Here is a 19,161-nt window from a genome sequence, read left to right as displayed (position 1 = left end):
ACACCAGTCTAGTGAGTACGCCATTCCACCTGCGGCGCTGTCGCTTCCGCGGCGTCGGGAACGGCCGCCCACCACGCAGCGCAGGCCGCGCGCCAGGCGTCGAGGTCGTCCTCATGCCCGATCACAGTCACTGTGCCGTCCACAGCGGCAGCCGAAGCTGCACCGCAATGGAACGTGCCGCCGTCGTCCGTAATGGCGGGATAGGGGGCGTAGAGTCCCTCCAGGTCCGCAAGCAGGAAGTCGGGGCGTTCATCCGTACGGGCTGCCAGGATGGTACCGGTGGTATCAACGCCTGTGAGCACTGCGGCCGTCGCGAATCCCGCGCGGTTGCCTCCGAGGATGTCCGTGTCAAGGCGGTCACCGACCACCAGCGGCCGTTGGGCCTTAAGCCGTTTGGCGGCAGCGTGGAAGAGGGGCGCCTCCGGCTTCCCTGCGACGAGGGGGGTCTTGCCGGTAGCTGCAGCGACGGCTGCCACCAGCGTCCCGTTGCCCGGAGCGATGCCGCGTGCTTGCGGAATGGACATGTCCGTGTTGGTGGCGAACCACATGGCACCTCCTGCGACCACATACGACGCTTCGGCCAGATCCTTCCAGCCGATCTCGGGATTGAATCCCTGAACGACTGCAACAGGGGCCTCAGCCGCGCTGTGGACGGGCTTGAGTCCCACAAGTTCGATCTCGTGGGCCAAGGCCGCGCTGCCCGTGATCAGCACATGCGCACCCGCAGGCAGCATGGACGCAAGGAGCTCCCCTGCCGCCTGCGATGAACTCACCACTTGATGGTCCTCCGCCGGAGCGCCCAACTCTCGCAGGTGCGCTGCGACCTGGGCCGGGGTCCTGGAGGCGTTGTTGGTCACGTACCCGAGGCCCACCCCCACCGAGTCCAGCCGTTGCAAGGCTTCGACTGCGCCGGGGATGGCGTGCGGTCCCGCGTAGACCACGCCATCCAGATCGGAGAGGACAGCATCAAAGGATGAGATCAGTGAATCAGCCATGCCGGGTGTCAGTGCCCTCGTTGTCTGCTTCTTCTGCTTCTTCGTCGTCTTCGGCAGAGTCAATGTCCGATTCGGCGTCATCGGACTCAAAGTAGTCCGACTCGGCGTCATCGAGTTCAACGTCATCGTGGGCTACGTCAGCCGCGGCAGCTTCCGCGATGACCGTTTCGGCTTCAGGCTGCACGACGTCGGTCTCCTGGGCCGCTTTCTGGAAGCGCGGCTTACGCGCGGCTTCTTCTTCCTGCTCGTCCCAACCAAGGTCAAGAATTTCAGGCTCGGCAAATTCTCCGACGCCCAAAGCGTTCTCGGCGACCACGGCCTGGCGGGCCCACTTGTCCGCCTCCTCCGCACGGCCCACAGCGTTCAACGCTTCAGCGTAAGCGCGGAAGAGCCGGGGGCTGTAGGAGAAAGCCCGATTGATATCCAGCTGCGGGATCTCGAGCTCGCTGACAGCTGCTTCAAGCTGGTTAAGGTCGGCCCGGGCACCGGAAGCCACAATCGCCAACTCCACCTTGCCCGGGGCATCCAGATCCTGGGCTTCAGGAGAGCGCACCATGTCCAATGCACGGTCAGGACGGCCAAGGCCACGCTCGCAGTCGGCCATCACCGGCAGGTGGACGTTGGATCCACTGATGCGGCGGTAGGTCCGGAATTCGCGCAGGGCCTCGCCGTAGTGTCCGGCAGCGTAGGCGGTGAGACCTACTGCCTCACGGACAGCGGAGAGACGGCCTCCACGACGACTGGCGGCCAAGGCGTGCTGGAAGGCCAGCTCCGGTTCAACGTCGATCAAGCGGCCGGCCATGACCAGGTGCTTGGCGACCCAGCCGGCACTCTGCTCTTCGAGGGTCTTGATCTGGTGGCCTGTGGCACGGTCCAGTTCCTTACCCGTGACATCCTCGTCGATCTCGGGAGAACGTTCGCGGTCGGGACGGTTCGAGCTGCGGATGTCCTTGGCGTTGGGAACACGGGCGGGGCGTTCTTCCCAGGAGTTGCCGCGGTCATTGCCGAAGGAACGGCGGTCACCGTCACGGGCCGGACGATCACCACGGTCGCCGAAGGGTTTCCGGTCGTTATTGAAGGGCCTGCGGTCGTTGTCGCGGCGGGGACCATCGAAGTTCCGGGGACCACGCTCAGGACGGTCACCGTATGGCTTACGGTCACCGCGGTCGTTGCGGTCACCGCCGAACGAACGGCGGTCACCATCACGGGCCGAACGATCCGCGCGGTCGCCGAAAGGCTTGCGGTCGTTACTGAAGGGCCTGCGGTCATTGCTGTCGCGGCGGGGACCATCGAAGTTCCGCGGACCACGCTCAGGACGGTCACCGAACGGCTTACGGTCACCGCGATCGCTGCCAAACGAACGACGCTCACCATCACGGGCCGGACGATCCGCGCGGTCTCCGCGATCACCGAAGGGCTTGCGGTCGTTGCTGAAAGGCCTGCGGTCACCGCGGTCGCCGCGGTCACTGCCAAACGAACGACGCTCACCGTCACGGGCCGGACGATCCGCGCGGTCTCCGCGATCACCGAAGGGCTTGCGGTCGTTGCTGTCGCGGCGGGGACCATCGAAGTTCCGGGCACCTCGCTCGGGACGGTCGCCGAACGGCTTGCGATCGCCACGGTCATTACCGAACGACCGGCGCTCACCGTCACGGGAAGGACGATCATTGCCATCCCGGTTTTCCCTGGAACGGAAGCCCCTGGGGTCCCCTCCGGAATTGTTGTTGGCGCGGAACGACCCGCGGCCGTCCTTGTTACCGCCGAAGTTTCCGCGATTGCCGCCGCGATTGCCGCCGTTGTGCTCAGCCATGGTGGATTCCTCCTGTTGCGAGCCGACCACTGGCGCGTGCGTAGTCGCTCATAACCCTTATTTCGTTGTCACGCCGCCGGTGGCTCTGAACCGCCGACTCGTATGTCTTATGCAATTCTATTCGAAGACGCCACAGCCCCGAACCTCAGAGAGCCCTTTGGGGCGCCCCGTGGCAAGTCTCACAAGGGCTTGGGCGCCTTGCCTGGCTGCTTCCAGAACTGGTTGTTAATGTCGAAAGGCCCCAACCGTCGTGGTTGGGGCCTTTCTGAATGTGTGTCCGGCGGTGTCCTACTCTCCCACACCCTCCCGGGTGCAGTACCATCGGCGCTGTGGGTCTTAGCTTCCGGGTTCGGAATGGGACCGGGCGTTTCCCCCACGCTATGACCGCCGTAACCTTGTTACCCGTTCCCCCGCTCTTGTGTGGTGGGGGTGGGAAGACTGTTGGTTACAACTGTGGTGTTGTTATTTAGTTGTTGGTTCCTGTTTCAACTGGTGGGTTGTTGGTTGGGAACCACATAGTGGACGCGTGCAGTGTGTTGTGTGTGGTGTAAGTTGTTGGCCTATTAGTACCGGTCAGCTTCACGAGTCGTTAGTCCTCGCTTCCACATCCGGCCTATCAACCCAGTGGTCTGGCTGGGGGCCTCTCACACAAATTGTGTATGGAAATCTCATCTTGAAGCGAGCTTCCCGCTTAGATGCTTTCAGCGGTTATCCCATCCGAACGTAGCTAATCAGCGGTGCACTTGGCAGTACAACTGACACACCAGAGGTTCGTCCGTCCCGGTCCTCTCGTACTAAGGACAGCCCTTCTCAAATTTCCTGCGCGCGCAGCGGATAGGGACCGAACTGTCTCACGACGTTCTAAACCCAGCTCGCGTACCGCTTTAATGGGCGAACAGCCCAACCCTTGGGACCTACTCCAGCCCCAGGATGCGACGAGCCGACATCGAGGTGCCAAACCATGCCGTCGATATGGACTCTTGGGCAAGATCAGCCTGTTATCCCCGAGGTACCTTTTATCCGTTGAGCGACGGCCATTCCACAATGTACCGCCGGATCACTAGTCCCGACTTTCGTCCCTGCTCGAGATGTCTCTCTCACAGTCAAGCTCCCTTGTGCACTTACACTCGACACCTGATTGCCAACCAGGCTGAGGGAACCTTTGGGCGCCTCCGTTACTTTTTAGGAGGCAACCGCCCCAGTTAAACTACCCATCAGGCACTGTCCCTGACCCGGATCACGGGCCGAAGTTAGATGTCCAAAGTGACCAGAGTGGTATTTCAACGATGACTCCACCCGAACTGGCGTCCGGGCTTCAACGTCTCCCACCTATCCTACACAAGCCACTCCGAACACCAATACCAAACTATAGTAAAGGTCTCGGGGTCTTTCCGTCCTGCTGCGCGTAACGAGCATCTTTACTCGTACTGCAATTTCGCCGAGTTTATGGTTGAGACAGCGGGGAAGTCGTTACTCCATTCGTGCAGGTCGGAACTTACCCGACAAGGAATTTCGCTACCTTAGGATGGTTATAGTTACCACCGCCGTTTACTGGGGCTTAAATTCTCAGCTTCGCTCCGAAGAGCTAACCGGTCCTCTTAACCTTCCAGCACCGGGCAGGAGTCAGTCCGTATACATCGTCTTGCGACTTCGCACGGACCTGTGTTTTTAGTAAACAGTCGCTTCCCCCTGGTCTCTGCGGCCCACACCCGCTCACGGAGAGCAAGTCTCCATCACGGGGCAGGCCCCCCTTCTCCCGAAGTTACGGGGGCATTTTGCCGAGTTCCTTAACCATAATTCTCTCGATCGCCTTGGTATTCTCTACCTGATCACCTGTGTCGGTTTGGGGTACGGGCGGCTAAAACCTCGCGTCGATGCTTTTCTAGGCAGCATAGGATCACCGGATCCCCCCGAACGGGGGTCCCATCAGATCTCAGGATCGTGCTCGAAACACACAGGAACGGATTTGCCTATCCCTGACCCTACATCCTTAGACCGGGGCAACCATCGCCCGGCCCGGCTACCTTCCTGCGTCACACCTGTTAATACGCTTACCTCCCGGGATCAGGTCCCGCGCTCGGCCAAAACCCACAACACCACAAGGGTGAGCGGGCAGGCTCCGGGCGGTTAGTATCCCCCGCTTGGCATGGGCGGTTTTTCGCCGGTACGGGAATATCAACCCGTTGTCCATCGACTACGCCTGTCGGCCTCGCCTTAGGTCCCGACTTACCCAGGGCAGATTAGCTTGACCCTGGAACCCTTGATCATTCGGCGGACGGGTTTCTCACCCGTCTTTCGCTACTCATGCCTGCATTCTCACTCGTGTAGGCTCCACCGCTGGTTTCCACCGCGACTTCACTGCCCACACGACGCTCCCCTACCACTCCACACCCCTGAACCACGAAGGCTAGGGTACTGTGTGAAATCCACAACTTCGGCGGTGTACTTGAGCCCCGCTACATTGTCGGCGCGGAATCACTTGACCAGTGAGCTATTACGCACTCTTTCAAGGATGGCTGCTTCTAAGCCAACCTCCTGGTTGTCTTCGCAACTCCACATCCTTTCCCACTTAGCACACGCTTAGGGGCCTTAGTTGGTGGTCTGGGCTGTTTCCCTCTCGACTATGAAGCTTATCCCCCACAGTCTCACTGCTGCGCTCTGACTTACCGGCATTCGGAGTTTGGCTGACGTCAGTAACCTTGTAGGGCCCATCGGCCATCCAGTAGCTCTACCTCCGGCAAGAAACACGCAACGCTGCACCTAAATGCATTTCGGGGAGAACCAGCTATCACGGAGTTTGATTGGCCTTTCACCCCTACCCACAGCTCATCCCCTCCATTTTCAACTGAAGTGGGTTCGGTCCTCCACGACGTCTTACCGTCGCTTCAACCTGGCCATGGGTAGATCACTCCGCTTCGGGTCTAGATCACGCCACTACACTCGCCCTGTTCAGACTCGCTTTCGCTACGGCTACCCCACACGGGTTAACCTCGCGACGTAACACTAACTCGCAGGCTCATTCTTCAAAAGGCACGCCGTCACAACTACAAAGGCTGCTCCGACGGATTGTAAGCACACGGTTTCAGGTACTGTTTCACTCCCCTCCCGGGGTACTTTTCACCTTTCCCTCACGGTACTGGTCCGCTATCGGTCATTAGGAAGTATTTAGGCTTATCAGGTGGTCCTGACAGATTCGCACGGGATTTCTCGGGCCCCGTGCTACTTGGGATACTCTCCAGGCGGCACACAACATTACGGTTACGGGGCTCACACCCTCTCTGGCCGGCCTTTCAAGACCGTTCACCTATGCACGCACTCTCACCTCACTGGCCCGGCAGAACCAGAACGGAAAGTCCCACAACCCCGCCCATGCAACGCCCGCCGGCTATCACACATGGAAACGGTTTAGCCTGATCCGCGTTCGCTCGCCACTACTAACGGAATCACTCTTGTTTTCTCTTCCTGCGGGTACTGAGATGTTTCACTTCCCCGCGTTCCCCCCACGCACCCTATGTGTTCAGATGCGGGTCACACAATCACCTTGCAGCGTTGTGCGGGGTTTCCCCATTCGGACATCCTGGGATCAACGCTCGGTTATCAACTCCCCCAGGCTTATCGCAGATTCCTACGTCCTTCTTCGGCTCCTAATGCCAAGGCATCCACCGTGTGCCCTTAAAAACTTGACCACACACATCGAACAAAACGCCCGATCATGATGCATCAACTACTCGAGAGAACCACGACCACAAAAGGCCAGGTTCATCAAAAAGAAATTGCTGTAGAAACACACACACAAGTGCGTGTGTCTCAGATGCTCGCGTCCACTATGTAGTTCTCAAACAACAACCCCATCAACCAGACCACCACACCCCCAACAAGGGAACACGGCAGTACCGGAAGCAGGAACAAAAGAAACACCAGTCTCCAATGCATTGCTGCAAAAAGGTCCTGTTGCCTCAGGACCCAACAGTGCGCCAAACACAACCCCCACAACCAACACCCCGGACACGTTCCCAACAACCCCGAAGGACCGCCGTACTAGCACCAGGACACCACCGCAAAGGCCATGCCAAAAAAATGATTCGTTGATATTCCACCCATGAGCACCCACCGCAGAACAAACGCCTGCGCAATGGGCAACACTGACAACCACACCCCCACCCATGCAGGCAGGGACAACAGATTGTAAGCAGCTCCTTAGAAAGGAGGTGATCCAGCCGCACCTTCCGGTACGGCTACCTTGTTACGACTTAGTCCCAATCGCCGGTCCCACCTTCGACGGCTCCCCCCACAAGGGTTAGGCCACCGGCTTCGGGTGTTACCAACTTTCGTGACTTGACGGGCGGTGTGTACAAGGCCCGGGAACGTATTCACCGCAGCGTTGCTGATCTGCGATTACTAGCGACTCCGACTTCATGGGGTCGAGTTGCAGACCCCAATCCGAACTGAGACCGGCTTTTTGGGATTAGCTCCACCTCACAGTATCGCAACCCTTTGTACCGGCCATTGTAGCATGCGTGAAGCCCAAGACATAAGGGGCATGATGATTTGACGTCGTCCCCACCTTCCTCCGAGTTGACCCCGGCAGTCTCCTATGAGTCCCCGGCCGAACCGCTGGCAACATAGAACGAGGGTTGCGCTCGTTGCGGGACTTAACCCAACATCTCACGACACGAGCTGACGACAACCATGCACCACCTGTAAACCGACCGCAAGCGGGGCACCTGTTTCCAGGTATTACCGGTTCATGTCAAGCCTTGGTAAGGTTCTTCGCGTTGCATCGAATTAATCCGCATGCTCCGCCGCTTGTGCGGGCCCCCGTCAATTCCTTTGAGTTTTAGCCTTGCGGCCGTACTCCCCAGGCGGGGCACTTAATGCGTTAGCTACGGCGCGGAAAACGTGGAATGTCCCCCACACCTAGTGCCCAACGTTTACGGCATGGACTACCAGGGTATCTAATCCTGTTCGCTCCCCATGCTTTCGCTCCTCAGCGTCAGTTACAGCCCAGAGACCTGCCTTCGCCATCGGTGTTCCTCCTGATATCTGCGCATTTCACCGCTACACCAGGAATTCCAGTCTCCCCTACTGCACTCTAGTCTGCCCGTACCCACTGCAGAACCGGAGTTGAGCCCCGGTCTTTCACAGCAGACGCGACAAACCGCCTACGAGCTCTTTACGCCCAATAATTCCGGATAACGCTTGCGCCCTACGTATTACCGCGGCTGCTGGCACGTAGTTAGCCGGCGCTTCTTCTGCAGGTACCGTCACTTACGCTTCTTCCCTACTGAAAGAGGTTTACAACCCGAAGGCCGTCATCCCTCACGCGGCGTCGCTGCATCAGGCTTTCGCCCATTGTGCAATATTCCCCACTGCTGCCTCCCGTAGGAGTCTGGGCCGTGTCTCAGTCCCAGTGTGGCCGGTCACCCTCTCAGGCCGGCTACCCGTCGTCGCCTTGGTAGGCCATTACCCCACCAACAAGCTGATAGGCCGCGAGTCCATCCAAAACCACAAAAGCTTTCCACCCCCCACCATGCGATGAGGAGTCATATCCGGTATTAGACCCAGTTTCCCAGGCTTATCCCAGAGTCAAGGGCAGGTTACTCACGTGTTACTCACCCGTTCGCCACTAATCCCCCAGCAAGCTGGGATCATCGTTCGACTTGCATGTGTTAAGCACGCCGCCAGCGTTCATCCTGAGCCAGGATCAAACTCTCCGTTGAAGTAAAACAAATCAAACAGACACAACCACACCCACCGGAAATAACGGCAAGAACGCGGCTGCACAAAATTCGAAACCAGCTGAAAACCAGACCACCACACACGGGGGTGCGCGACAGTACTGGCATAAATTTCAACCAATCAAAAAACAATCGGTATCAACAAACTTGGCACACTATTGAGTTCTCAAACAACAGACACTACCGGCACCACCACCAACCCCACAGGGCCACTGGATCGCTCCGAAGCAACTTTTCAAACTTACCCGAACAACCAGATCTTGGCAAATCAGCGCTACCGCGACTCCAGATCAAATCCTCGGCCCCCACCCGGCACCAGTACACTCAAAAGCGCACCATTTTCAGGCTGTCATCAAGGGGGTTGGCCTCCGCAGTTCCCAGCTCCAAGCTGTCTCACTCGCGGCGACTCAGAAGACATTACACGCCCCCAACACCCAACACAAATCCACCCCCACGCCACTCAAAAACCCCGCAAACACAAGCCAAACCAGCCCACACCACCCCAAAATCACCCGAAACCCAGCCAAAACACGGCCCGTGAACCCCATCACACCAACCGACCAAGCAACCCAACCACCCGCCGTCGAACACCCACGTGAGCGAGCATCAGCACCGAATCCGGGGGAACATGAGCGAGCGTCCGTACCAAACCCCGGGAACGTGAGAGAGGGTCCTGAAACGCAAAAAGGGCCGGCAACCATAGCGGTTGCCGGCCCCTTCAGGGCTTCACATCGGGGTGCCCTAGGCGGAAACCTCGATAGTGGCCAGGTTCTTCTTGCCCCTGCGAAGCAGCAAGTAGCGGCCGTGAAGCAGTTGGTCCTGGTCAATGACGGCGTCGGGGTCTGAAATCTTGGCGTTGTTGACGTACGCGCCCCCCTCACCGACGGTGCGGCGTGCGGCGGACTTGCTGTCGGAAAGACCGGAGGCGACGAGGAGGTCGATGATCCCCAACGAATCGCTGCCAATCTTGGCCGACGGAAGCTCTGCGGTGGCCGCGGCGAGTGTCGGCTCATCGAGCACGGACAGGTCACCGTTACCGAAGACAGCCGCGGAGGCAGCAATCACCTTCTCGGTTGCCTCGACTCCGTGGACCAGCGAGGTCACTTCGTACGCAAGCTTCTTCTGGCCTTCACGGGCAAACGGGCGCTCAGCCACGGACTCCCCCAAAGCTTCGATCTCAGCACGGGAAAGGAACGTGAACACCTTGAGCCGGTCCACCACGTCAGCATCGGCCGTGTTCAACCAGAACTGGTAGAACGTGTACGGGCTGCACATTTCGGGGTCCAACCAGATGGCGTTGCCCTCGGACTTGCCGAACTTGGTGCCGTCGGAGTTGGTGATCAGCGGCGTTCCCAGGGCATGAACGCTCTTGCCCTCGACCTTGCGGATGAGCTCGGTTCCGCTGGTGAGGTTGCCCCATTGGTCTGAACCGCCGGTCTGCAGGGCGCAACCGTAGTCGCGGAAAAGCTGGAGGTAGTCCATCCCCTGCAGGATCTGGTAGCTGAACTCGGTGTAGCTGATGCCCTCGTCCGAGTTCAGGCGCGACGCCACGGCATCCTTGCGCAACATGGTGCCCACGCGGAAGTGCTTGCCGATCTCCCGGAGGAAGTCAATGGCACTCAGCGGAGCAGTCCAGTCAAGGTTGTTCACCATGCGCGCTGCGTTCCCGCCCTCAAAGCTGAGAAAACGACGCACCTGGCCCTGCAGGTAACCCACCCACTCCGTCACGGTTTCCTTGGTGTTCAAGGTGCGTTCCGCCGTCGGACGCGGGTCGCCGATGAGGCCGGTGGAGCCGCCCACCAAGCCGAGTGGCTTGTGGCCGGCCAACTGGAGGCGACGCATCAGCAACAATTGCACGAGGTTGCCCAGGTGCAGCGACGGCGCAGTGGGATCGAAGCCACAGTAATAGGTGATCGGGTCCCCGGCGAGCAGTTTTTCCAGTTCAGTTTCATCAGTGGAAACGTGGACCAGGCCGCGCCATTTGAGCTCCTGCCAGATGTTGGCAAAGGCTGGATCGTTGTGCTGGGACTCGATGTTGTTTACGTGTGACACGAGATCTAAGTTAGCAGGATTGCGGATACCGGTTTGCCTAGCGCTCAATGCCGGCGGGCACGGGTGCCGCCGCAATCAGGCGCAGCCGCTGCGTGGCACGCGTCATGGCAACGTACAGGTCCCCTACCTTGCCGTGCTCGTGGTTGAGCATGGCAGCCGGTTCCAGGACCACAACGCCGTCGAATTCCAGCCCCTTCGCTTCCTTGGGACTGATCACCACGATGTCCTGCTCGTAGCTGCCTGCACCGGCGCCGATACGGTGTCCGTAGACCTCCTTGAGCGCAGCGGTTGCCTGGGGCAGCAAGGGACCGTCGGCAATGACGGCCAGCAGGCCGCCGTCGATCGCTTCCAGTTCCTCCGGCAGGACTTCAACCAGGCGCTGCACTATGCCCCCAGCGTCCACGCGGTCGATGATGGGCGACCATTTGCCTTCACGCACGGCCTTAGGTGCCGAGACCACGAGCCCTGCCCGGTTGGCCATGCGGACTGCGGCCTCAGCAATCTGGCTGGGCGTGCGGTAGTTGACCGTCAGCTCCTCCAGCGTCCAGCGGTCACCGAACGACGGCGCCAGCGCACTCTGCCACGAATTGGCACCAGCTGCTGCACTCGTTTGCGCGATGTCGCCGACGATGGTGAAGGACTTCAGCGGGCAGCGGCGCACCAAGAGCCGCCATTGCATGGGCGAAAGTTCCTGGGCCTCGTCAACCACGATGTGTCCGAACGCCCACGACCGGTCGCTCGTAGCGCGCTCGGCGGCCGTGAGGCGACTTTCGCGTTCCTGGTTCTGCTCTGCGAGTTCTTCGGCCGTGACCAGGACATCGACGCCCATGGAAGCCATGTTGACCAGCGTCTGCTTGGCGTTGGCGAGGTCGCGCGCCCGGTCAGCTTCCTGCTGGGCCAGTCCCCTGCCGGCTGCCGGATCCAGCTCACCGAGGAGTTCGGCAGCCTCGTCCAGAAGCGGAACGTCCGCCTCGGTCCAGGGCGCGTCAACAGGCCGCTGGAGCAACGATCGCTGTTCCGGAGTCAGGTGCGGCGTGCAGGCTTCAAGGATGGCGGGCTTGCTGAAGAGCTCCGAGATGAGCTTCTCCGGCGTCATCGGCATCCAGCACAGGTTCAGCGCGATGCGGACATCCCGGGCAGAGCGGACGTCCTCGGCGAGGTAGGCGCGGTCGGCATTGTTGCCGATGTTCGATTCCTCAACCAGGTCCGTGAGTTGTTCCGTGAGTTCGCGAAGCAGGATCTTCACGAAGGTAAGCCGTGCCTCGTTGTGCGGCTTGCCCGTGGCGCGGGCCTTTTCACGGGCCCGGCGGACCTGGCGCACAGTGAGCGTCAGCTTCCGCGAGTCGACTTCCAGGATGCGGTCTTCGGCCGGCGTACGCTGCCGGTTGGCTACAGCGTTGGCCACGACCTTTGCCATGTCCAGTTTGCCCTTGAGCGCCGCGACGTCGGCGTTTTCTTCTGGCACGGCGTGGATACCTGGCATAAGGCGGCCCAGGCTGGCCATGACCACACCTGTCTCGCCCAGGGACGGCAGCACACGTTCGATGTAGTGCATGAAGGACGACGACGGGCCTACCAGCAGCACACCCGCGCTCTTGAGCCGTTCGCGGTGGGTATACAGCAGGTAGGCGGCACGGTGCAGGGCAACAGCGGTCTTGCCGGTGCCCGGACCACCCTGGACAACGAGGGCCCCGGAGATGGACGAGCGGATGATCCGGTCCTGTTCGGACTGGATGGTGCCGACAATGTCCGACATGCGGCCGGTGCGCTTGGAGTTCAATGCCGCCAGCAGGGCGCCCTCACCCTGCAAGGAGTCGTTGTCCGCGAGCATTCCTGCATCCAGGACGTCGTCCTCGATGGCCTTGACGTCACGACCTTGAAGGATCAGATGGCGACGACGACGCACGCCCTGCCGGTCAAAGGCGGTCGCCTGGTAGAAATGGCCCGCTTCGGGAGCGCGCCAGTCCACCATGAGGCGCTGGAGATCGGCCGTGGACAGCCCAATGCGGCCGATGTATTGCGCCTCACCCGAATCAAGGTCCAAGCGGCCAAAGACCAAGCGGTCGTCGACGGCGTCGAGCTGGGCCAGCCGGTCCTCGTACAGAGCCGCGAACGCATCCCGCTCTGAGACGTTCTGCATGGTTCCTACCGCGCCGGCCTTGCGCACCTGCGCCAGCTGGGCGCGCTTTTCGGCGCGCAGCTCATCGAGCCGGGCGTAGAGCCCGGCAACGTATTCCTGCTCGTGGACCAAATCAGCGTCGTGCATCGAACCGTAACCCCTATCGCAAAAGACAGACCTACCATTCTACAGCGATTTTGGTAAACGTGCGGGGTACAACCTCCCCGACGGATCACATTAGGGGGCAACGGAGCTTTTCCGGGGCCGGGCCGCCTTGTACCTGGACACCGTGGGGTCGTCCTCGATCCAGAAACGCCACGGATATTCGGTGCTTCCTCCGGGCCCGGCCACTCCTACGCGGGGGCCACTGACGACGGCAGGTGCCGGGGACCCTGGCAACCAGAGGCCGAACGGTTCGGCGAGCGCGTCACGGCCTGTGTCCGCCGTCGTCAACCCGAGCGCGGAAGCGAGCCGTGCCGGGCCGCTGGCCAGATCCTTGGGTGCTTTGGAGGCCGGCCGCCGTAACGTGGCGAGGCCTTCGCCGTCGACAATCTCACCGGCCCTCAGAAGCAGGGCGGACGCTTTGCCGTCCGGGCCGCACACAATGTTCGCGCAGTAGTGCATGCCGTAGGTGAAGTAGACATAGAGGAACCCTGCCGGCCCGAACATCGGCGCGTTCCTCGCCGTCGGGCCTCCGAAAGTGTGTGAGCCGGGGTCCGGGTGCTCGGAGTCCCGCGGGCCCATGTAGGCTTCCACCTCCGTCAGCCGCACCGAAACCGGGCCGGCGTCCGAGTGGTGCGTCAGGACGGCCCCGAGGATGAGCGGTGCAACGACGCGTGGGTCTCCCTCAAGAAACGTGCGCACTGCCGCGGGATCGCTGATCCCTTCCTCCGATGACCAACCCATGTCCTCGACCCTAGCAAAATGCCGGGAACGGCCATGTCCGATTTCCGCTAGATGTCTCCTCCTGCGGCTGGAAGGATGAAGCCATGGACTTCTGGCAGCGCTACAAGGCGATCGACGCCCGCGACACCCGCTTCGATGGCCAATTCTTCACGGCGGTCAGTTCCACGGGCATCTACTGCCGGCCATCGTGCCCGGCCCGCACGCCAAAAGCCGCGAACGTCACCTTCTACGAAACCTCGGCCGCCGCCCACGAGGCAGGGTACCGCGCGTGCAAGCGTTGCCTGCCCGAAGCCGTACCGGGGACCCCTGCCTGGAACCTGCGCTCGGACGTCGCCGGGCGCGCCATGCGGTTGATCAACGACGGCGTCATCACCCGCGAAGGGGTCGACGGCCTGGCACGTCGGTTGGGCTACTCGGCACGGCAGCTCAACCGCATCCTCGGGCACGAGCTGGGCGCCGGCCCGCTTTCCCTGGCGCGGGCCAGCAGGGCCCAGACAGCCAGGACACTGCTGGTCTCCACCGACATGCCACTTGCGGACGTGGCCTTCGCATCGGGGTTCAACAGCATCCGGCAATTCAACGACACCATCGGCGAGGTCTTCGCCATGACCCCGACGGCGGTTCGGGGCACGGCGGCTCGGGTCACGGCGGCTCGGGGCACGGCGGCTCGGGGCACGGCCGTCCGGGCCGCGGGGGCACCGTCCGCCTCGGGGGCGGCACCCGCCACGCTGACACTTAACCTGCCGTATCGGAAACCGTTCGACCCAGGGATCTTCGACTTCCTGGCCGTGCGTGCGGTTCCGGGCATCGAAGCGGCTGAAGATGGAACCGCCGGAACTGCCCCCGGCACACGGAGCTACGGCCGCACCCTGCGGCTCCCGCGTGGTACGGCGTCGTTCACCGTCACCTACAGCCCTTCATTGCCCGGCAAACCATTGCGTTTGACCGCCTCAGCTGTGGACCTGCATGACCTTCCTGCCCTGTTGAGCCGGGTGCGGAGGCTCTTCGACCTGGATGCGGATCCGGAGGCCATCGATGATGCCCTGGCCCTGGACCCCCGGCTCGCGAATACGGTGAGGGCCACCGCCGGGATCAGGGTTCCCGGAGCAGTCGATCCGCAAGAGCTGCTGATCCGGGCGATGATCGGGCAACAGATCACGGTCGCTGCGGCCCGGACTGCCCTGACGCAGTTGTCAGTAGCGGGCTCACGCGCAGAAGGCACCGTGTCCGGTCCGGACCGGCTGTTTCCGACGGCGGCAGAAATCGCCGAACATGGTCGCGCCCTGCTGCGGGGACCGCAGCGCCGCATCGACTCCATCATTGCCGTGGCCGAGGCGATGGCCGCAGGCACTCTTGATTTCGGTTACGGCGACGACCTCGAAAGCCTGGGACGCAAACTTCTTCCGCTGCCCGGAGTGGGTCCATGGACAGTAGGCTACGTTGCCATGCGGGTACTGGGCGCGCCCGATGTCTTCCTCGCCAACGACGCCGCTGCACGTAACGGCCTCAAGGCGCTGCCTGCCGGCTTCGGGCTCAGCACCGATTTCCGGGACGTGAGTCCCTGGCGCTCGTACGCCACGATGCACTTGTGGCGGGCTGCCGCGAAGCGCTGACGCTCACTCACATCCCCCCATCTTCCGCCCAACGCTCGCTCACATCCCCCCACCTTCCACCCAACCCTCACTCACATCCCGAGGCCTTCCACCCAACCCTCGCTCACATACCGAGGCGGCCCCCGGCGTCGAACGGCTACCGCGCAACGGCGGGAACGTGGGCGAGGGTACGCACCAAACCCCGGGAACATGAGCGAGCGTGCCCACCAAACCCCCGAGAACGTGGGCGAGGGTACGCACCAAACCCCGGGAACATGAGCGAGCGTGCCCACGAAACCCCGGGAACATGAGCGAGGGTACGCACCAAACCCCCGGGAACATGAGCGAGGGTGCGCACCAAACCCCCGGGAACATGAGCGAGGGTGCGGACCAAACCCCCGGGAACATGAGCGAGGGTGCGGATCAAACCGGGGGAATGTGAGAGAGGGTGCGGGATTACCGGGTGGTTGGCTCTGCGGGGACTCCGGCGGGCCAGGGAAGGAGCTCGGGGAGGTCCACGCCGTCGGCCGCTGCAGTGGCGCGGAGTGAACCCAGGCTCGGTTCCCTGCCCGCCAGCCATGCGGCGATATCCGTGATCATGCCTGTGATCGCAATGGACGTTCCTCCGCTGCCAAGTGTCCGTGGCGGCAGGCCGGCTGGTTGGAGCACGAACTTGTACTCCCCCGGGACCCTTGCCGAGAGGAAATCGAACAGGTGCTCGCAGAATGACCGGCTCCACGTCTCCGGACCGAAACCCAATCCAAGATCCGACGCATGGATGGTCAGTTCGCGCCACAGCGCCAGGCCGCCGTCGAGCACTGTTCCGTCACGGTAGCTGATGCGCGCCTGCCAGCCGTCCGGACCCACAGCGTCGAACGCTGCAAGCGCCGAATCAACCGCCGTGGTGACGGACGCCGTGTGCTCGCCCAAGCTGTGTCCCGCGGCGAGGTTGATCGCCTTCGTGCGGCCTTCCATGCCGCCGTCGTACAGTTCGATCTTTTCGCCGCGCCGCGCGTACTCCAGCTGCCGCGCCATGGCGTTGGCAATACCGGTCAGGTGCGCCAGCACGTGCCCCCGCGTCCAGCCGGGAAGTTCCGACGGTTCAGTGACGGATGCTTCGTCCATCTTGGCCAGGAGGCGGGTGAGGTTGCCGGCGGCTTTGTGAAGCTCTGCGGGCAGCGTTTCAGCTGTGATCACGGTCATAGGGCCATGCTAATGCACCCTTAAACGCGGAGCGGGATGACGCCCATAGGCATCATCCCGCTCTGCTGGTACGAAAGCTACGATGCGTAAGAGCGCGCCGCGTCCAGTTCCGCTTCAAGTGCCGCAAGCTGGCGTTCGACGGCGGCCGGTGCTGTTCCGCCCTGCGAGTTGCGGCTGTTGAGCGAACCTTCGGTGCTGAGCACAGTGCGGACTTCGGGGGTCAGGTGCTCCGAAATCGCTGCATACTCGTCGTCAGTCAGATCCCACAGCTCCACCCCGCGGCTCTCGGCCTGCTTGACGGCAGCACCGGAGAGCTCGTGGGCCTCGCGGAAGGGGACGCCCTGGCGGACGAGCCATTCGGCAATGTCGGTGGCCAACGCGAAGCCCTGGGGTGCCAAGGACTCCATACGCTCGGTGTTGAATGTCAGCGTGGCGATCATGCCGGACACGGCGGGGAGCAGGAGCTCCAGGGTGTCCGCGGCATCGAACACGGGTTCCTTGTCTTCCTGCAGGTCGCGGTTGTACGCGAGCGGCAGGCCCTTGAGGGTGGCGAGCAGCCCGGTCAGGTTGCCGATGAGGCGTCCTGCCTTGCCGCGCGCCAACTCTGCAACGTCCGGGTTCTTCTTTTGCGGCATGATCGAGGACCCGGTGGAATACGAGTCATGCAGGGTGACGAAGGAGAACTCCTTGGTGGCCCAGAAGATGACTTCCTCGGAGATCCGGGAAAGGTCGACGCCGATCATCGAGCACACCCAGGCGAACTCGGCGAAGACGTCGCGGGAGGCAGTGCCATCGATCGAGTTGTGGACGGCCGAGTAGAAGCCGAGGTCCGCGGCGACTGCCTCCGGGTCGAGGCCCAGCGAGGATCCCGCCAACGCACCGGAGCCGTACGGCGAAACACCGGCACGCTTGTCCCAGTCCTGGAGCCGCTGCACATCGCGCAACAGCGCCCAGGCGTGCGCCAGCAAGTGGTGGCTCAGCAGCACAGGCTGGGCGTGCTGCAGGTGCGTGCGGCCGGGCATTGCCACACCATGATGCGCTTTGGCTTGCTCCACCAACGCGTCAACCGTGGCGAGGACACCCTGGGCAATGATCCGCGCGTGGTCCCGCAGGAACATGCGGCCAAGGGTGGCCACCTGGTCGTTGCGGGAACGGCCTGCACGGAGTTTGCCGCCCAACTGGGTACCGGCACGCTCGATCAGTCCACGTTCCAGGGAACCATGGACGTCCTCGTCGCTCTCGGCGGGAAGGTAGGCGCCGCTGGCGACATCCTCATCCAGCTGCGTGAGCGCTGCCAGCATGCCTTCAAGTTCGGCGTCATCGAGCAGTCCGGCCTTGTGCAGCACGCGCGCGTGCGCCTTGGAACCGGCGATGTCGTAACGGGCCAGCCGCCAGTCGAAGTGCGTGGACTTGCTCAGCGCGGCCAGCGCATCCGCGGGGCCGCCGGCGAACCGGCCACCCCACAGAGCACCCTCATTTGTTGCCGACGTCATTACTGTCCTGCAACCCGCAGGTCGCGGCCCGAGGCAACCTTGGAGGACATGCCCCACAGCTCGATGAAGCCGCGGGCCATGGACTGGTCGAAGGTGTCGCCGGTGTCGTAGGTGGCGAGGTCGAAGTCGTACAGCGAGGTGTCGGAACGGCGGCCGTTGACGATGGCCTGGCCACCGTGGAGGACCATGCGGATGTCACCGGAAACGTACTTCTGGGTGTCCTCAATGAAGGCGTCCAGGGAACGCTTGAGCGGGGAGAACCACTGTCCGTCGTACACGAGTTCGGCCCAGCGCTGGCCAACGGTGGCCTTGAAACGGGCCTGCTCACGCTCGATCGTGATGTCCTCGAGGTGCTTGTGCGCGGTGATCAGCGCCATGGCGCCCGGAGCTTCGTAGATTTCGCGGGACTTGATGCCCACCAGGCGGTCTTCGACGACGTCGATCCGGCCAACACCCTGGTCACCTGCGCGACGGTTCAGTTCCTGGATGGCCTGCAGCGGGGTGACCTTGACGCCGTCGATCGCTACCGGCACGCCGGCCTGGAAGGAAATGATGACCTCATCCGGCGCCGGCGGGAATTCCGGGGTGGCGGTATAGTCGTAGATGTCCTTGGTGGGCGCGTTCCAGATGTCCTCGAGGTAGCCGGTCTCGACGGCGCGTCCCCAGACGTTCTGGTCGATCGAGTACGGGTTCTTCTTGGTGGTCTCGATCGGCAGTCCCTTTTCCTCGGCGAAGGCGATGGCCTTGTCGCGGGTCAGGGCGAGGTCGCGGACAGGTGCGATGCACTTCAGGTCCGGGCCGAGGGTCTGGATGCCGACTTCAAAGCGGACCTGGTCGTTGCCCTTGCCCGTACAGCCGTGGGCAACTGTCGTGGCGCCGAATTCGCGGGCGGCCTTGACAAGGTGCTTGACGATGACCGGGCGGGAGATGGCCGAGACCAGCGGGTAGTGGCCCTGGTAGAGGGCGTTGGCCTTCAAGGTGGGCATCGCGTATTCGTTGGCAAACTCGTCACGGGCATCGGCGACGTAAGCCTCGACGGCGCCGCAACCGAGGGCGCGCTGGCGGATGGTCTCCAGGGACTCGCCGCCCTGTCCGACGTCGACCGCCACGGCGATGACCTCGGCGCCGGTGGCTTCACCGATCCAGCCGATGGCTACGGACGTATCAAGGCCACCGGAGTAGGCCAGAACAATGCGCTCAGTCACGAGAGTGCTCCTTTGTTGTTGCTTGGTTCATTCGAATCTAATGCTGTG

9 protein-coding genes and 3 rRNA genes are annotated in these 19,161 nt (G+C 62.2%); 1 reads left to right on the top strand and 11 read right to left on the bottom strand.

Annotated elements, in window-relative coordinates:
• Positions 1 to 8 precede the first annotated feature (8 nt).
• The 8 genes from N5P29_RS08220 to N5P29_RS08185 all read right to left on the bottom strand — a co-directional run bounded on the left by N5P29_RS08220 (position 9) and on the right by N5P29_RS08185 (position 13,620).
• Positions 9 to 995 (bottom strand): HAD-IIA family hydrolase, encoded by a 987-nt coding sequence (locus N5P29_RS08220; protein WP_262278104.1) that lies wholly within the window; start codon positions 993 to 995, stop codon positions 9 to 11.
• A complete protein-coding gene (locus N5P29_RS08215) occupies positions 988 to 2,805 on the bottom strand; it encodes a hypothetical protein (RefSeq protein ID WP_262278103.1) in 1,818 nt (605 codons plus the stop codon). Before N5P29_RS08215 ends, N5P29_RS08220 begins: the two co-directional genes overlap by 8 nt.
• Positions 2,806 to 3,080: 275 nt before the next feature.
• Positions 3,081 to 3,197 (bottom strand): 5S ribosomal RNA (rrf, locus tag N5P29_RS08210).
• 150 nt (positions 3,198 to 3,347) lie between these two features.
• Positions 3,348 to 6,491 (bottom strand): 23S ribosomal RNA (locus N5P29_RS08205).
• Between the two features lie 515 nt (positions 6,492 to 7,006).
• Positions 7,007 to 8,525 (bottom strand): 16S ribosomal RNA (locus tag N5P29_RS08200).
• The 16S, 23S and 5S rRNA genes sit together here, the layout of an rRNA operon.
• A 759-nt stretch (positions 8,526 to 9,284) precedes the next feature.
• Positions 9,285 to 10,595, bottom strand: coding sequence for a tyrosine--tRNA ligase (tyrS, locus tag N5P29_RS08195; RefSeq protein WP_262278102.1), 1,311 nt, complete (start codon positions 10,593 to 10,595; stop codon positions 9,285 to 9,287).
• A gap of 37 nt (positions 10,596 to 10,632) precedes the next feature.
• A complete protein-coding gene (locus N5P29_RS08190) occupies positions 10,633 to 12,861 on the bottom strand; it encodes a HelD family protein (RefSeq protein WP_262278101.1) in 2,229 nt (742 codons plus the stop codon).
• Between the two features lie 90 nt (positions 12,862 to 12,951).
• Positions 12,952 to 13,620 carry a DNA-3-methyladenine glycosylase gene (locus tag N5P29_RS08185; protein ID WP_262278100.1) on the bottom strand — a complete coding sequence of 223 codons (669 nt, stop codon included), beginning with the start codon at positions 13,618 to 13,620 and terminating at the stop codon, positions 12,952 to 12,954.
• A gap of 83 nt (positions 13,621 to 13,703) precedes the next feature.
• Here N5P29_RS08185 and N5P29_RS08180 point away from each other — a divergent pair, with 83 nt between their 5' ends.
• Entirely contained in the window at positions 13,704 to 15,233 is a 1,530-nt protein-coding gene (locus N5P29_RS08180) for an AlkA N-terminal domain-containing protein (protein ID WP_262278099.1), read from the top strand.
• 435 nt (positions 15,234 to 15,668) lie between these two features.
• Here the strand turns inward: N5P29_RS08180 and N5P29_RS08175 are convergent, their stop codons facing one another.
• From N5P29_RS08175 to N5P29_RS08165, 3 genes are all read right to left on the bottom strand, one after another.
• The gene (locus tag N5P29_RS08175; RefSeq protein ID WP_262278098.1) at positions 15,669 to 16,415 is read right to left on the bottom strand and encodes a maleylpyruvate isomerase family mycothiol-dependent enzyme; all 747 of its coding nucleotides are present in this window, start codon (positions 16,413 to 16,415) and stop codon (positions 15,669 to 15,671) included.
• A gap of 77 nt (positions 16,416 to 16,492) precedes the next feature.
• Positions 16,493 to 17,908, bottom strand: coding sequence for an argininosuccinate lyase (gene argH / locus N5P29_RS08170; RefSeq protein WP_262278097.1), 1,416 nt, complete (start codon positions 17,906 to 17,908; stop codon positions 16,493 to 16,495).
• A complete protein-coding gene (locus N5P29_RS08165) occupies positions 17,908 to 19,113 on the bottom strand; it encodes an argininosuccinate synthase (RefSeq protein ID WP_262278096.1) in 1,206 nt (401 codons plus the stop codon). Before N5P29_RS08165 ends, argH begins: the two co-directional genes overlap by 1 nt.
• Between the last annotated feature and the right edge of the window lie 48 nt (positions 19,114 to 19,161).

The sequence above is a fragment of the Paenarthrobacter sp. JL.01a genome, from assembly GCF_025452095.1.
Taxonomy (GTDB): domain Bacteria; phylum Actinomycetota; class Actinomycetes; order Actinomycetales; family Micrococcaceae; genus Arthrobacter.
Note: the sequence above shows the minus strand (reverse complement) of the source record. Positions and strands in the feature narration are given on the sequence as shown.

Bases quoted from the DNA above. Each gene is read 5' to 3' on its own strand.
- N5P29_RS08220 (WP_262278104.1), bottom strand. From the start codon at position 995: ATGGCTGATTCACTGATCTCATCCTTTGATGCTGTCCTCTCCGATCTG.
- N5P29_RS08215 (WP_262278103.1), bottom strand. From the start codon at position 2,805: ATGGCTGAGCACAACGGCGGCAATCGCGGCGGCAATCGCGGAAACTTC.
- N5P29_RS08190 (WP_262278101.1), bottom strand. From the start codon at position 12,861: ATGCACGACGCTGATTTGGTCCACGAGCAGGAATACGTTGCCGGGCTC.
- N5P29_RS08185 (WP_262278100.1), bottom strand. From the start codon at position 13,620: ATGGGTTGGTCATCGGAGGAAGGGATCAGCGATCCCGCGGCAGTGCGC.
- N5P29_RS08180 (WP_262278099.1), top strand. From the start codon at position 13,704: ATGGACTTCTGGCAGCGCTACAAGGCGATCGACGCCCGCGACACCCGC.
- N5P29_RS08175 (WP_262278098.1), bottom strand. From the start codon at position 16,415: ATGACCGTGATCACAGCTGAAACGCTGCCCGCAGAGCTTCACAAAGCC.
- argH (WP_262278097.1), bottom strand. From the start codon at position 17,908: ATGACGTCGGCAACAAATGAGGGTGCTCTGTGGGGTGGCCGGTTCGCC.